Source organism: Pseudomonas sp. LBUM1653 (assembly GCF_059716115.1).
Genome location: NZ_CP166803.1, coordinates 1773566 through 1788660, shown reverse-complemented (window position 1 = coordinate 1788660; position 15095 = coordinate 1773566). Strand labels below are relative to the sequence as shown.

General features: G+C 59.1%; 15 protein-coding genes. 6 read left to right on the top strand and 9 right to left on the bottom strand.

Annotated elements, in window-relative coordinates; all coding sequences use genetic code 11:
• Positions 1-10: 10 nt before the first annotated feature.
• The 6 genes from flgJ to ACA054_RS08180 all read right to left on the bottom strand — a co-directional run bounded on the left by flgJ (position 11) and on the right by ACA054_RS08180 (position 6622).
• Complete coding sequence (flgJ, locus tag ACA054_RS08205) at positions 11-1294, bottom strand: flagellar assembly peptidoglycan hydrolase FlgJ (protein WP_497688947.1); 1284 nt, start codon at positions 1292-1294, stop codon at positions 11-13.
• Between the two features lie 11 nt (positions 1295-1305).
• Positions 1306-2415 (bottom strand): flagellar basal body P-ring protein FlgI, encoded by a 1110-nt coding sequence (locus ACA054_RS08200; RefSeq protein ID WP_497690258.1) that lies wholly within the window; start codon positions 2413-2415, stop codon positions 1306-1308.
• A gap of 18 nt (positions 2416-2433) precedes the next feature.
• A complete protein-coding gene (gene flgH, locus ACA054_RS08195) occupies positions 2434-3129 on the bottom strand; it encodes a flagellar basal body L-ring protein FlgH (RefSeq protein ID WP_497688946.1) in 696 nt (231 codons plus the stop codon).
• A 52-nt stretch (positions 3130-3181) separates the two neighbouring features.
• Entirely contained in the window at positions 3182-3967 is a 786-nt protein-coding gene (gene flgG / locus ACA054_RS08190; RefSeq protein WP_008055493.1) for a flagellar basal-body rod protein FlgG, read from the bottom strand.
• A 45-nt stretch (positions 3968-4012) separates the two neighbouring features.
• Positions 4013-4753 (bottom strand): flagellar basal body rod protein FlgF, encoded by a 741-nt coding sequence (locus tag ACA054_RS08185; protein ID WP_497688945.1) that lies wholly within the window; start codon positions 4751-4753, stop codon positions 4013-4015.
• Positions 4754-5062: 309 nt separating this feature from the next.
• A complete protein-coding gene (locus ACA054_RS08180; RefSeq protein WP_497688944.1) occupies positions 5063-6622 on the bottom strand; it encodes a sigma-54-dependent transcriptional regulator in 1560 nt (519 codons plus the stop codon).
• 277 nt (positions 6623-6899) lie between these two features.
• Here ACA054_RS08180 and phhA point away from each other — a divergent pair, with 277 nt between their 5' ends.
• The 6 genes from phhA to ACA054_RS08150 all read left to right on the top strand — a co-directional run bounded on the left by phhA (position 6900) and on the right by ACA054_RS08150 (position 11288).
• On the top strand, positions 6900-7691 hold the full coding sequence (gene phhA / locus ACA054_RS08175; protein ID WP_497688943.1) for a phenylalanine 4-monooxygenase: 792 nt from the start codon (positions 6900-6902) through the stop codon (positions 7689-7691).
• A 104-nt stretch (positions 7692-7795) separates the two neighbouring features.
• Positions 7796-8152 (top strand): 4a-hydroxytetrahydrobiopterin dehydratase, encoded by a 357-nt coding sequence (locus tag ACA054_RS08170; protein WP_497688942.1) that lies wholly within the window; start codon positions 7796-7798, stop codon positions 8150-8152.
• Entirely contained in the window at positions 8152-9345 is a 1194-nt protein-coding gene (locus ACA054_RS08165; RefSeq protein WP_497688941.1) for an amino acid aminotransferase, read from the top strand. The genes ACA054_RS08170 and ACA054_RS08165 overlap by 1 nt, the downstream gene beginning before the upstream one ends.
• Before the next feature lie 268 nt (positions 9346-9613).
• Entirely contained in the window at positions 9614-9745 is a 132-nt protein-coding gene (locus ACA054_RS08160) for a hypothetical protein (RefSeq protein ID WP_497688940.1), read from the top strand.
• Between the two features lie 73 nt (positions 9746-9818).
• Positions 9819-10001 (top strand): hypothetical protein, encoded by a 183-nt coding sequence (locus ACA054_RS08155; protein ID WP_020796929.1) that lies wholly within the window; start codon positions 9819-9821, stop codon positions 9999-10001.
• Between the two features lie 105 nt (positions 10002-10106).
• Positions 10107-11288, top strand: a complete 1182-nt coding sequence (locus ACA054_RS08150; RefSeq protein ID WP_497688939.1) for an MFS transporter — start codon at positions 10107-10109, stop codon at positions 11286-11288.
• Positions 11289-11367: 79 nt separating this feature from the next.
• On the opposite strand, the gene ACA054_RS08145 is transcribed toward ACA054_RS08150, so the two are convergent.
• The 3 genes from ACA054_RS08145 to ACA054_RS08135 all read right to left on the bottom strand — a co-directional run bounded on the left by ACA054_RS08145 (position 11368) and on the right by ACA054_RS08135 (position 14957).
• Entirely contained in the window at positions 11368-12681 is a 1314-nt protein-coding gene (locus tag ACA054_RS08145; RefSeq protein WP_497688938.1) for a hypothetical protein, read from the bottom strand.
• 229 nt (positions 12682-12910) lie between these two features.
• Complete coding sequence (arfB, locus tag ACA054_RS08140; protein WP_180202868.1) at positions 12911-13324, bottom strand: alternative ribosome rescue aminoacyl-tRNA hydrolase ArfB; 414 nt, start codon at positions 13322-13324, stop codon at positions 12911-12913.
• A gap of 220 nt (positions 13325-13544) precedes the next feature.
• Positions 13545-14957, bottom strand: coding sequence for an amino acid permease (locus ACA054_RS08135; RefSeq protein WP_497688937.1), 1413 nt, complete (start codon positions 14955-14957; stop codon positions 13545-13547).
• Positions 14958-15095 lie beyond the last annotated feature (138 nt).

Here is a 15095-nt window from a genome sequence, read left to right as displayed (position 1 = left end):
GACCCTTAGTCTATAAAGGCGTGGTTGAAACGCCCGCCGCAGCGTAGTTCTGATAACTCGTCATCTGCCTGGCTATCTGCGAAATCTTGCTGGCGTAAGCCGGGTCGGTTGCGTAACCGGCCTTTTGTAGCTCGCGCACAAACTGTTCCGGGTTATCGGCCGACTTCACCACATCTTGATAGCGATTATTGGTTTGCAGCAGCGTGACAAGGTCATGGAAGCTGTCCTTGTAGGAGTCGTAGGAACGGAACTCGGCCGTCTCCTTGACCATCTCGCCATTCCTGAATTCGCTGGTGATCGCCCGCGCCGAATCACCCTTCCAACTGCTGCCGGCCTTGATGCCGAACAGGTTGTGGCTGCTGCTGCCGTCCTGGGCACGCATGACCGACTTGCCCCAACCGGTTTCCAGGGCGGCCTGGGCCACCAGGTAACGCGGATCGACGCCAATGCGGTCGGCGGCTTCCTTGGCCATCGGCAGCATGGTATTGACGAATTCGTCGGCGCTGCTGAAGGCTTTTTTCGCCGGTGCCAAGGGGATTTGCGCGATGGCGCGACCGTGAATCTGCAGGGACCCGTTCGACGCCATTTGCGTATTAGCCAGCCAGTCGCCGTTGTACAAGGGCCCGGAACCGGTGCTCGCGACGCGCTCGGGCAATGCCGTCCTGTTGACCGCGGCAGCGCTGCTCGGCGTGGTGGAAGGCACCAGGCCCGCGAGCAAGCGGTCGGCCAGTTTTGGCGGCAAGGCCAGGCGCCGCTGATTGATCAGTGCCATGTCATTGCGATGCGCACCCTCGCCTGTCGGTGCACTGACCGATCGCGAAGCCCACAATGGACGCTCGCCATTGACTCGCGACAGCGGCCCGTTGATCGCCACCGTGCCAGCGGCCAGCGGTGTCTGCGCGGCCGTTTTCGCCGCCTCCTGCCTGGCCGCCGACAGCGTTGCCGCTTCACCCGGCGCCAGCGGCTTGTTCTTCGACATCTGCCGCATCAGCACGTCCGCCAGGCCGATACCGCCGCCCTCGCGGGACATGGAAACCGCCAGTTGCTGGTCATACATTTCTTGGTACTGTTTGGCCTCCGCGGTGTTCATCGGATTGTCCTTGCCCAGCGACTCGGTGGCCGAGCGCATCGACTTGAGCATCTCGCCGAGGAACAGCGACTCGAATTCCTGCGCCACCTTGCGCATGTTGGCGTCGCTGTTCTTGTCGCCGACCTTGAGCTGGTTCAGCCGGTTCAGGTCGGAAAACGCACCTGAATCGCTGCTGCTGACCCGACCGCTTTTGTACATGTCCATGGTCGCCGTCCTCAGATCACGATCAGGTCGGCTTGCAAGGCGCCAGCCTGTTTCAGTGCTTCAAGGATGGCCATCAGGTCGCCCGGTGCCGCGCCGACCTGGTTCACCGCACGCACGATTTCGTCGAGGGTGGTACCCGGGCCGAACTTGAACATCGGCTTGGCTTCCTGCTCGGCGTTGACCCGCGAGCGCGGCACGACCGCCGTCTGGCCATTGGACAGAGGCCCGGGCTGACTGACGATAGGGTCTTCGGTAATGGTCACGGTCAGGCTGCCGTGGGTGACGGCGGCTGGGGAAACCTTGACGTTCTGGCCGATCACGATGGTGCCGGTACGGGAATTGATGATGACTTTGGCCACCGCCTGCCCCGGATCGATTTCGAGGTTTTCCAGGATCGACAGATAATCGACACGCTGGCTCGGATCCAGCGGCGCCGTGACGCGCACCGATCCGCCGTCGATGGCCTGGGCCACGCCAGGACCGAGCATGTCGTTGATCTTGTCGACGACGCGCTTGGCCGTGGTGAAGTCGGAACGGTTGAGGTTCAGGGTCAGGCTGTTGCCCTGGTTGAAACCGCTCGGCACTGCTCGCTCGACCGAGGCACCGCCCGGAATGCGCCCAGCCGACGGCACGTTGACCGTGATCTTCGAGCCGTCGCGACCCTCGGCATCGAAACCGCCGACCACCAGGTTGCCCTGGGCCACCGCATAGACGTTGCCGTCGATACCCTTGAGTGGCGTCAGCAGCAAGGTGCCGCCGCGCAGGCTCTTGGAGTTACCGATGGACGAAACGGTGATGTCGACCTGCTGCCCTGGCTTGGCGAACGCCGGCAAGTCAGCGCTGATCGAGACCGCCGCGACGTTCTTCAACTGGACGTTGCCCGAGCCCGGCGGCACCTTGATGCCGAACTGCGAGAGCATGTTGTTGAAGGTCTGCAGGGTGAACGGGGTTTGCGTCGTCTGGTCGCCCGTGCCGTTAAGCCCGACCACCAGGCCGTAACCGATCAATTGGTTGGAGCGCACGCCGGAAATACTGGCGATGTCCTTCAGGCGTTCGGCTTGAGCACCGAAAGCTGCAGACATCAGGAACGCAGCCACCATCAGGTGTTTGTAATTCAACATGCTCAACTGGAAAGCCACCTAGAAAGGGAACAGCGGGCTGAGGAAGAAACGGTCGAACCAGCCTGGCTGACTCGCATCGGCAAACGAACCGGTGCCCGAGTAGGTGATGCGCGCATCGGCGACGCGGGTCGACGACACGGTGTTATCGGTGGAGATATCGTCAGCCCGGACCATACCGGCAATCCGCACCAGTTCGTCGCCAGTATTGAGGGTCAGCCACTTCTCGCCGCGCACGGCGATGATGCCGTTAGGCAGGACATCGGCGACTGTCACGGTGATCGAGCCGGTGAGGCTGTTGCCCTGCCCGGCCTTACTGTCGCCTTTTGTCGCGCGGTCGCCTTCGTAGCTGGCGCTCAGGCTCAGGTCATTGCTGCCAAAGGGGTTGTTGGTGGTCGCGCTGCTACCGAACAGCGAGCTCAAGCCGATGCCGGTCTTGCTGGTCTTGTCGATTTGCGAGTTGGCGTTCTTGCTGGCCTGGGTCTTCTCGTTCAGGGTGATGGTGATGATGTCACCGACCCGGAACGCCTTGCGGTCGCTGTAGAGGTTCTGCTCGAAACCGGCCTGGTAGATCGAGCCGTTGTTGGCGGCAGCCGGCAACGGCGTGCGCGGCAACACCGGGGCGTAGTAAGGGTCATTGGGCTTGGGCGTCACAGGCACGCAGCCTGCAAGCGCGGTAATCCCACTCAATGCCAGAACAGAGACGAAGCGTTTCATGACCCTACCTCACGGTGTTGCAGGCGACCGCATGGCCGCCTCATAGACTTGATTACAGATTCTGCGTTACGAACGAGAGCATCTGGTCGGCGGTGGAGATCACCTTGGAGTTCATCTCGTAGGCGCGTTGAGTGGTGATCATGTTGACCATCTCTTCAACGGTGCTGACGTTGGAGGTTTCCAGGGTGTTCTGCAGCGTGGTACCGAAACCGGCCAGTCCCGGCGTACCGACTTGCGGCGCGCCACTGGCGGCGGTTTCCAGGAACAGGTTGTTGCCCACTGCCTGCAAGCCAGCCGGGTTGATGAAGTCAGCGGTCTGCAGGTTGCCGATCACCTGGGAAGCCGGGTTGCCGGCGACGGTGATGGACACGGTGCCGTCCTTGCCCACGGTGAAGGTCTGGGCGTCGTTCGGAATGACGATCGCCGGTTCCAGGGCAAAGCCACTGGCGTTGACGATCTGGCCGTTGGAGTCGAGGTGGAAGGTACCGTCACGGGTGTAGGACGTGGTGCCGTCCGGCTGCAGGATCTGGAAGAAGCCGCGACCGTCGATGGCCATGTCCAGGGGTTGTTCGGTGGTTTGCAGGCTACCGGCGTTGAAGTTTTTCTGGGTGCCGACAATGCGCACACCGGTACCCAGTTGCAGGCCCGACGGCAGTTCGCTGTCCTGGGTCGACTGGGCGCCTGGCTGACGCTTGATCTGGTACAGCAAGTCCTGGAACTCGGCGCGGTCACGCTTGAAGCCCGTGGTCGAGACGTTGGCCAGGTTGTTGGAAATGGTGGTCAAGTTGGTGTCCTGGGCGGACAGACCGGTTTTGGCAACCCATAGAGCCGGAAGCATTCGATTCTCCTCGTGCGCCTGTTTTACGGCGCGACGTTCTGATAATTAGCTGATCTGCAAGACCCGAGCCATGGCCTGGTCGTCTTCTTTGGCGGTATTCATCATCTTGATGTGCAGCTCGAACTGCTTCGACAGGGCCAGCACCTGAGTCATCTCGTCCACCGCATTGACGTTGCTCGACTCGAGGAATCCGGACACCAGCTTGACGTTGGCATCGGCTTGCGCCGGTTGCCCGTCCTTGGTGTGGATCGAACCGTCCAGGCCCTTGGTCATGTTCTTGATGTCCGGGTTGACCAGCTTGATGCGGTCGACTTCGGCCATGACGCGCGGGCCTTCGCCCATCGCGCGAATGCTGATGGTGCCGTCCTCGCCCACTTCAATCTGCTGCTCGGGCGGCACGGCAATCGGACCGCCATTGCCGATCACCGGCATGCCGTTGCCAGCCCGCAGCACGCCCAGGGCGTCCACCACCAGGCTGCCGGTACGCACGTAGCTTTCGCCGCCATCGGGGTTCTGCACCGCCAGCCAGCCGTTGCCTTGCACGGCGACATCGAGATCGCGACCGGTCTGTACCAGCGAGCCTGGGGAAAAGTCGGTGGCCGGGCGTTCGGAAAGGGCAAACGCACGCGCCGGAAAGCTGTCGCCGAACACTGGCATCGAGCGGGCCTGCTCCAGGTCTTTCTGGAAGCCGTTGGTAGAGATGTTCGCCAGGTTGTTGGCATGCGCCTTTTGCGCCAGTGCATTCTGGCTGGCGCCGGTCATTGCCACATAAAGGTACTTGTCCACACGCTTTCCTCTGCCTGCCGGACGTTTGCCGCCCGATGCTGTACTGACGTGGCATAAGCAATTTGCAGACCAAGTTGTTTTTGGCGGCACAAGGCCCGGCAAATAAAGGACTTGAAGGGATTTACAGGGGAATGGGGGATTGCGTCAGAGACGAAAAACCGGCGGTGTCATGCCGCTTCGCGGCAACAGTCGCTGCCGTCGATCGTTCCCACGCTCTGCGTGGGGATGCAGCCCGGCACGCTCCGCGTCCCAAGAGCGGACGCAGAGCGTCCGTTGAGGCATTCCTTTGCTGCGCATGGGAACGATCAATTAACCGGGCTCTTTTCCCACCTCATAGTCCCGCAACTTGTTGGCAATGGTGGTATGCGAAACCCCCAATCGCTTACCCAACTGCCGGCTGCTCGGATGCTCGGAATACAACCGCTCCAGCACCGCTTTCTCAAAGCGCCCGACAATCTCGTCCAGCCCACCCTCCAGCGAAAAATCGCCAAGTGGCTGACGTACGCCATAGTCCGGCAGGCGAATATGCTCGGCCTTGACCGTGCCGCCGTCGCACAGGGACACCGCCTGGAACAGCACGTTTTCCAGCTGCCGTACGTTGCCCGGCCAATGGTAATGACTGAGCCGGTCCATGGCCGCTGGTGCGAGTTTGGGCAACGGGCAACCGATCTGCCGACTGGCCTGATCGAGAAAGTGCTCCACCAGCGGCGTCAAGCCGTCGAGGCATTCGCGCAGCGGCGGGATGTGCAACGACAGCACGTTCAAACGGTGATACAGGTCCTGGCGAAACTCCCCGCGGGCACAGAGCTCGGACAGGTCGACCTGGGTCGCGCAGATCACCCGCACATCGAGGTAAACCTCCTCATCGCTGCCTACGCGACGGAAGCAGCCATCCTGCAGGAAGCGCAGCAGTTTCACCTGCAGGCGCGGGCTCATTTCCCCGACACCGTCGAGAAACAGCGTACCGCCCGCCGTCAATTCCAACAGCCCGAGCTTACCCTCGGCCCGGGCCCCCTCGAAGGCACCCGGGCCATAGCCGAACAACTCGGTCTCGGCCATGGATTCCGGCAGACCGGCGCAGTTGAGCGCCATCAGCGGCGATTGCCCGCGTGGGCTGGCCAAATGGCAGGCGCGCGCCAACAACTCTTTGCCGGTACCGGTTTCGCCTTCTATCAATAGCGGTGCGTCGAGCGGGGCCATGCGCCGGGCTTCGCGGACCACCGCCGCCATCACCTTCGAGCTTTGGAAGATGCTGTCGAAGCCGCGCAACTCTTGCTTGCGTACGTTATAGATGCGCTCCCCCACCCGGTCGGCGCGATGCAGGGTCAACACCGCCCCGGCCATGGCTTCACTGTCGTCATGCTCCGATTGCAGTGGCGCGATGTCGGCCAGGAACACATCGCCCTTGACCTTGACCCGCAGCCCGTTGATCCGCGATTTGTTGGCGCGCACCAGCTCCGGCAAATCGAAGTCTTCGGCATAGCGCGACAGGGGAATCCCCGGCACTTCATCCACCCGCACGCCCAGCAACTGCGCCGCCGCGCGATTGGCCGCGACGATGGAGCCGCCCATGTCGATCGACAGCACCGGAAACTCCAGTGCGCCGAGCAACGCATTGAGTTCCATGTGCCGACGCTCACTGGGCATCAGCCCTACGCGCTTGACGCCGAACACCCCGGCAATCGCCTCGAATTTCGGACGCAGGGCCTGGAACTGAATGTTGATCAGGTTCGGGCAGTGCAGGTAAATGGCATTGCCATGCTCGCCACCCACCTCGCCTCGAGCGACGTTGATGCCGTACTCGACCAACAGGTTGAGAATGTCGCGCAGGATGCCGATGCGGTTCTGGCAGTGGACTTTGATACGCATATAGAGGCCTGAACAATGATGAAGAGGCCCTTGGCAGGATTTTTTCTGCAGGAGCGCTCAGTTAGTCGTCAAGATTATGTGACAGACGAAGGGGTTTTCCCACCCGCCAATCTCAACATCTGCGCGATGTTGCCCATTACGTAACGAAAACTTTACGTTTACGCAGGTTTTTTCCCGCGCCGGAAACGGTCCGCCTGCTGCAACGATGCAATTGATGGGGTATTTCTAGGTCCATAGCAGTACATAACAAGAACGAATCCCCTAGCAGGAGAGCAGCATGAAGCAGACGCAATACGTGGCTCGCGAGCCCGATGCGCAAGGTTTTATCGACTACACCGCCGAAGAACATGCGGTGTGGAACACGCTGATCACTCGCCAACTGAAAGTGATCGAAGGGCGTGCGTGCCAGGAATATCTGGACGGTATCGAAAAACTCGGTCTGCCCCACGACCGCATTCCGCAACTGGGCGAGATCAACAAGGTCCTCGGTGAAACCACCGGTTGGCAAGTTGCCCGCGTTCCGGCGCTGATCCCCTTCCAGACCTTTTTTGAATTGCTCGCCAGCAAGCAGTTTCCGGTGGCTACGTTCATTCGTACCCGCGAAGAACTGGATTACCTGCAAGAGCCGGACATTTTCCACGAGATCTTCGGCCACTGCCCATTGCTGACCAACCCCTGGTTCGCTGAATTCACCCACACCTACGGCAAACTTGGCCTACAGGCTTCCAAGGAAGAACGCGTGTACCTGGCGCGCCTGTACTGGATGACCATCGAGTTCGGCCTGCTCGATACTCCGCAAGGCCAGCGGATCTACGGTGGCGGCATCCTCTCTTCGCCGAAAGAAACCGTGTACTGCCTGTCGGACGAACCTGAGCATCAGGCGTTCAACCCACTGGAATGCATGCGTACGCCGTACCGCATCGACATCCTGCAACCGCTGTATTTCGCTCTGCCGAACCTCAAGCGCCTGTTCGACCTGGCCCACGAAGACATCATGGGCATGGTCAAGCAAGCGATGCAGATGGGTCTGCACGCGCCGAAATTTCCGCCAAAACCAAAGGCCGCGTGATCCGCAGCTTTTAGAATCAAGTGAGCCTGTCAGGAACCGACGCTTTGCTTTAGCGTGGTGACATTGACGGCCGAATTCCAATAATACGATTTCAGGAACCCATCATGACCGCATTAACCCAAGCCCACTGCGAAGCCTGCCAAGCCGGCGCCCCACAAGTCAGCGACGAAGAACTGCCGGTACTGATCAAGCAGATCCCGGACTGGAACATCGAAGTGCGCGACAGCATCATGCAGCTGGAAAAGGTTTTCCTGTTCAAGAACTTCAAGCACGCCCTGGCGTTCACCAACGCCGTGGGTGAAATCTCCGAGGCCGAAGGCCATCACCCAGGCCTGCTGACCGAGTGGGGCAAAGTCACCGTGACCTGGTGGAGCCACTCCATCAAGGGCTTGCACCGCAACGACTTCATCATGGCCGCGCGCACGGACGTTGTGGCCAAGGACGCCGAGGGCCGCAAATAATGCATTTCGACGCCATCGGCCGGGTGCCCGGCGACCCGATCCTCGGCCTGATGGAGGCCTATGCGCAGGACCCCAACCCGCGCAAATTCGACCTCGGCGTGGGTGTCTATAAAGACGCCCAAGGCCTGACCTCGATTCCCCAGGCCGTGAAACTCGCCGAGGCGCGACTGGTGGATCGTCAGACCACCAAGACCTACATCGGCGGGCATGGCGACCCTGCCTTCGGCAAGGTCATCAAAGAGTTGGTGCTCGGCGCCGACTCGAAGCTGATCGCCGAACAATGCGCCGGCGCCACCCAGACCCCGGGCGGCACCGGTGCGTTGCGCTTGAGCGCGGACTTCATCGCCCAGTGCCTGCCCGGCCGTGGCGTCTGGCTGAGCAATCCGACCTGGCCGATCCACGAAACCATTTTCGCCGCGGCCAAGGTCAAGGTCAGCCATTACCCGTACGTGGGCAGCGACAACCGGCTCGACGTCGATGCCATGCTCGCCGTGCTCAATGAAGCCCCCAAGGGCGACGTGGTGCTGCTGCACGCCTGCTGCCACAACCCGACCGGCTTCGATCTGTCTCACGACGACTGGCGCCGGGTACTGGATGTGGTACGTCGGCGCGAGTTGCTGCCCCTTATCGATTTCGCCTACCAGGGTTTCGGCGATGGTCTGGAACAGGACGCCTGGTCGACTCGACTGTTTGCCGCCGAGTTGCCGGAAGTCTTGATCACCAGCTCCTGTTCGAAGAACTTCGGCCTGTACCGCGACCGCACCGGCGCGCTGATTGTCTGCGCGAAATCCGCCAACAAGCTGACCGACATCCGCAGCCAACTGGCCAACATCGCCCGCAACCTTTGGTCGACGCCGCCGGATCACGGCGCTGCCGTGGTGGCGACCATCCTCGGCGACCCGGAACTGAAAAACCTCTGGGCCGACGAGGTGGAAACCATGCGTTTGCGCATTGCGCAACTGCGCAGCGGCTTGCTCGAAGCGCTGGAGACTTACGGTTTGCATGAGCGCTTTGCGCACATTGGCGTGCAGCGCGGGATGTTTTCCTATACCGGGTTGTCGCCTGAGCAGGTGAAAGATCTGCGGGACAACCACAGCGTGTATATGGTCAGCTCTGGCCGGGCCAACGTTGCCGGGATAGATGCGACGCGCCTGGATTTGCTGGCCGAAGCGATTGCCAAGGTCTGCAAGTAACCTCAAACACGCTGTAGACCCCTTGTGGGAGCGAGCCTGCTCGCGATGGAGTGTCAGTCGAAACAATTTCGCCTGATACACCATCGCGAGCAGGCTCGCTCCCACATTGTTTTTGTATCACACATACAAACCTGTCTAGACAACCCCATTCGTCGAAACAAATAGATATAAAAGTCTGTTTGTCATTTCTCGTGCTGTATCCTGCCCAGGCTTTTTTGAAAGCGCGGATCTACCAGATCTATCAACAGACTTAGCGAGGAGCGCGACCATGCACGAGATTCCTAATCTCCCCTTCCCAAGCCTGCACGTACCTGAGCAGACGACCACGCAACAAGCCGGCGCCCAACAGCCCGAGCCGCAAGAAGCCACTGACCGCCGCCAGGCAGACAGCGAAGACTGAAACACCGCCGTACAGACTGTGTGGAAAGCGCTAACATGCGCTTTCCACACCGCCTGAACTGTGAGCCCTCGCCATGACCGACGAATTTTCTGAAGCCCAAGCCAGCGTCCTGATCGGCACCGCCGAGAAAATGATCGAGATCTGGAACCGTCTCTCTCCCGAAAAACAAGCCGCTCTGCTCGCCCGCTTCGGCAGCGAAGAAAATGCCCTGGCCGCCCTGGTCACCACGCAACTGGTAGCGCCTGCCAAGCCCTGATCGATCCCGCCCGGCAAATAGTTTTACTTTTTCCACGACCGACAGCCGCTCCCGCCGCTATCATAAGCAGCCTATCTATCCTGCTTTCCCGTGGACCTTTTACCCATGTCTGAAAACCAGCGCCCCCTGGCGGTCACGCTGCAAGTCGTTTCCATCGTCCTGTTCACCTTCATCGGCTACCTCAATATCGGCATTCCATTGGCGGTACTGCCGGGCTATGTCCATAGTGACCTGGGCTTTGGCGCCGTGATCGCCGGGCTGGTGATCAGCGTGCAATACCTGGCCACCCTGCTCAGCCGCCCCTACGCCGGGAAAATCATCGACAACAAGGGCAGCAAACTGGCGGTCATGTATGGCCTGGCCGGCTGTGGCTTGAGCGGCGTGTTCATGCTGATCTCGGCCTGGACCCAAAGCCTGCCGATGCTCAGCCTGATCAGCCTGTTGATCGGCCGCCTGGTGCTCGGCAGCGCCGAAAGCCTGGTGGGTTCCGGCTCGATTGGCTGGGGGATCGGCAGGGTTGGCGCGGCGAACACCGCCAAGGTCATCTCATGGAACGGCATCGCCAGTTACGGCGCATTGGCCGTGGGTGCCCCCTTGGGCGTGCTGCTGGTCAGGCAGATGGGCTTGTGGAGCATGGGCGTGAGCATTGTGCTGCTGGCGGTGCTTGGCCTGCTGCTGGCCTGGCCGAAAACCGCCGCGCCCATTGTGGCCGGTGAACGCTTGCCGTTCATGCACGTCCTCGGTCGGGTCTTGCCCCACGGTTGCGGCCTCGCCCTGGGCTCTATCGGCTTTGGCACCATCGCCACTTTCATCACCCTGTATTACGCCACCCAGCACTGGGACAACGCCGTGCTGTGCCTGAGCCTGTTCGGTGCGAGCTTCATCGGTGCGCGACTGTTGTTTGGCAATCTGATCAATCGTCTCGGCGGTTTTCGTGTGGCGATTGCCTGCCTGTCCGTGGAAACCTTGGGCCTGTTGCTGCTGTGGCTGGCACCCGACGTGCACTGGGCGTTGGCGGGCGCGGCACTGAGCGGTTTCGGTTTCTCTCTGGTGTTTCCGGCGCTGGGTGTCGAAGCGGTCAATCTGGTGCCGGCCTCCAGTCGTGGTGCGGCGGTCGGGGCCTACTCGCTGTTCATCGATCTGTCGCTGGGGATTACCGGGCCATTGGCCGGCGCGGTAGCGGCAGGGTTCGGATTTGCGTCGATCTTCCTGTTCGCCGCCCTCGCTGCCCTGAGCGGCTTGCTTTTAAGCATCTACTTGTATCGACACTCCCCGAAATATCGCTGAGAGTAGAGCTACGCGACGGTATTGATCGTTCAGCACGGAAAGACTGAACGATCAACATCCACCCTTGTTTCAATGCTGCTTAACCATGTAGCCGAACGATGGCAAAACTATCGGTCGATCCGTTCAGGCTGGAAGTAAAAACAATTTTTCGATCTTCCTGAATTGCCAGATCATGCACTACTGTTTCACCCTCCATTGAAACCCTGCCCTCGACTCCAAATTTCCCATCCCACCCCATATCCTGCTCAATACTGGCAACAACCGTCCGAACTGTACTCCCAGGCCCAGTAATACGTCCTGCCACAACTACGGTTGATCCAGAATTAAAGAGAGCGGATTTCCACACTATGGTTTCCCTAAGCGTATTATCACTGCTTAGTGCCCCAAACCAACCTTGTGAACCAAAGTACGGATCTTCCTCGCCGTTCACTCCACGACGTTGAAGCGCGAGAAATAAATGTTGGGAAGCTGCGTTAGCCGATGTACCAACTATATATAGTTGGGACTTGTCCTCCCTGTACAAAAGAACACTTTTTACTTCAGGTGTTCCATCATAATATCCACCCTCTGCAAAGGTAGAATCCAGCTGTCCACTCCCATCAAACCTGGCAACAAACCACCCGCCTTCTCCGGCAACATTATTAGTTCCTGCAATTAGAAAACCCTCATCTTGGCGTACGAGGTCTTCAGCTCGAACGTTCCTTTGATTACGCGATATATAAGAATTACCGCCGTCACCAAATGCCTCGTCCAGTGTGCCATTACTGGTGACCTTGACCAAAAATGCACCATCAAAACGATCATCATAGCGAAGAGTTGCCAGGATCATGACACCACCATCGGCCAGCAGCTCCATTGCCCCATGATGGTCAGAATTTGCGGAAAGAAGCGCCGTTCCCTCAATGTCAGAGGCTTGGCCTCCATGAATATCGAACTCGGAATTTACGCTCCAGATCATGACCCCACCCGTACCAAATGCTGGGTCCAGTCTTCCGTTCAGGTCAAATCTCGCGAGGCCGGTTTTCCGACTGTAACCCCGCTCGCTTACATAGAACCCCACTACAAACTTCTGCAGAGCAGTATCAAATTTCAAACTATACGGTTGCGCTAAAGCCCCACCAGGAAGAAAATCGGATAACTTGAATCGAGAGATACCATTCTCCCCAAAGCTATTATTCACAACACCACGACTATCAAGCATCACCAAATAGGTGGACTCGAGCTCGTCGGAAGAGGCGGCACAGAGTATTTGTCCGTCTGGAAGGACAGAAATAGCCCGCGACTGAAGGCGTAATTTTTTTGTATCCTCATACAGATAGACTCTCCCCCCAACACCAAATGAGTTATCCAGCCCCCCACGTACCGTATCATTATCATCAATTGTGCTAGCCATTTGCGCCGCCCCTTTATCAACCAAAAAGAGATCTCATTCAAAACGAATTAGAAACTTTTTAAACCTGACAAATATGACAGTACCCAAGACTGTTTAGAAATATTAAGATTATTTTTTGTTTATTTTATGTTTAGAACCCACTGCCCAAAACGTAAAGACATGCGAGCGCCTGGAAAAGAGAGAAATTGAAAAATCCTAATCAGAGGCAGTAGCGCATAGGTGCAAAAACTTAGAAATCCACCTTACCGCGCCCGGCCTTGATATTGCCGCGCTTGCTTTTGGATTCGAGTCGCCGCGTCTTGGAACCAAGGGTCGGCTTGGTCGGCCGGCGTTTCTTCTCGACCTTGGTGGCGCTCTGGATCAACTCGATCAAACGCTCCAGCGCATCGGCGCGGTTCTGCTCCTGGGTCCGGTATTGCTGGGCCTTGATGATCAACACGCCTTCGCTGGTGATGCGACTGTCGCGCAGCGCCAGCAGTCGCTCCTTGTAGAACTCGGGCAAGGACGAGGCCGGAATGTCGAAGCGCAGGTGCACGGCGCTGGAAACCTTGTTGACGTTCTGCCCACCGGCTCCCTGGGCGCGAATGGCAGTCAACTCGATCTCGGCATCCGGCAGATGCACATTGTTGGAAATCACCAGCATGGAAAAGCGTCCGTGTTCGAGGGTGTTCAGGATACCGCGAATAGATTGAAGGAATACGGACCTTGTGGGAGCGAGCCTGCTCGCGAAGGCGGCGTGTCAGGCAACAGTGATGTCAACTGACAGGGCCCCTTCGCGAGCAGGCTCGCTCCCACAGGGTTTGGTGTGCACCCCTACAACAAAAAACCCGGCACATGGCCGGGTTTGTTGTTTCTGTGTGGAGTTATTCCACAGCTGGCTGCAAGGCGCGCTGTGCGCTGCGCTTGTTCTTGATGCCGTAGCAGACCCACATGAACACGAGCCACACCGGAATCGCGTACACCGATGTCTGGATCCCCGGAATCAACAACATCACACCGAGAATGAACAACACGAACGCCAGGCAGATGTAGTTGCCGTACGGATACCAAAAGGCCTTGAACAGCGGCGTCTGCTTGGTCTTGTTCATGTGCTGGCGGAACTTGAAGTGCGAGTAGCTGATCATCGCCCAGTTGATCACCAGGGTGGCCACCACCAGCGACATCAGCAGTTCCAGTGCGCTGTGCGGAATCAGGTAGTTCAGCAGCACCGCGATCAGGGTCACGGCGGCCGAGGCCAGGATCGAACGCACCGGCACGCCGCGCTTGTCGATCTTCGCCAATGCTTTCGGCGCATCGCCCTGCTCGGCCATGCCCAGCAGCATGCGGCTGTTGCAGTAGGTGCCGCTGTTGTACACCGACAAGGCAGCGGTCAGGACCACGAAGTTGAGGATGTGCGCGGCGGTGTTGCTGCCCAGCATCGAGAACACTTGCACGAACGGGCTGCCGCTGTAGGAATCACCGGAGGCGTTCAGGGTGGCCAGCAAGCTGTCCCACGGGGTCAATGACAGCAGGATGACCAGCGCACCGATGTAGAAAATCAGGATCCGGTAGATCACCTGGTTGATCGCTTTCGGAATCACGGTTTTCGGCTTGTCGGCTTCGGCTGCGGTGAAACCGAGCATTTCCAGGCCGCCGAAGGAAAACATGATGAACGCCATGGCCATCACCAGACCGCTGACACCGTTCGGGAAGAAGCCGCCGTGGGACCACAGGTTACTGACCGCCGCTTGCGGGCCGCCATTGCCGCTGACCAGCAGGTAGCTGCCCAAGGCAATCATGCCGACGATCGCCACGACCTTGATGATCGCGAACCAGAACTCGGCCTCGCCAAACACTTTGACGTTGGCCAGGTTGATGGCGTTGATCAACACGAAGAAAGCAGCTGCGGAGACCCAGGTCGGGATGTCCGGTGCCCAGTAGTGGATGTATTTGCCGACCGCCGTCAGCTCCGACATGCCTACCAGAATGTACAGAATCCAGCAGTTCCAGCCCGACAGGAAGCCGGCAAAGCCGCCCCAGTACTTGTGCGCAAAGTGGCTGAAGGAGCCGGCCACCGGATCTTCGACGATCATTTCGCCCAGCTGGCGCATGATCATGAAGGCGATGAAGCCGCAGATGGCATAGCCGAGGATCATCGACGGGCCGGCGGATTTCAGCACCCCGGCCGAGCCGAGGAACAGACCGGTACCGATCGCGCCACCGAGGGCAATCAGTTGAATGTGGCGATTTTTCAGGCCGCGTTTCAGCTCGCCTGAATGCGAGTTTTGTCCACTCATGAAAAGGGTCTCACGCAAGGTTTGATGATATTCAGTTGACGTTGCTACTCAGGAAAGACGTTAAGCAGCGTCGATCAAACCCCAGCGCAGGCACCAGGAATTCAGCGTATTTACAACGGTCATGCGTCACCTGTTTGT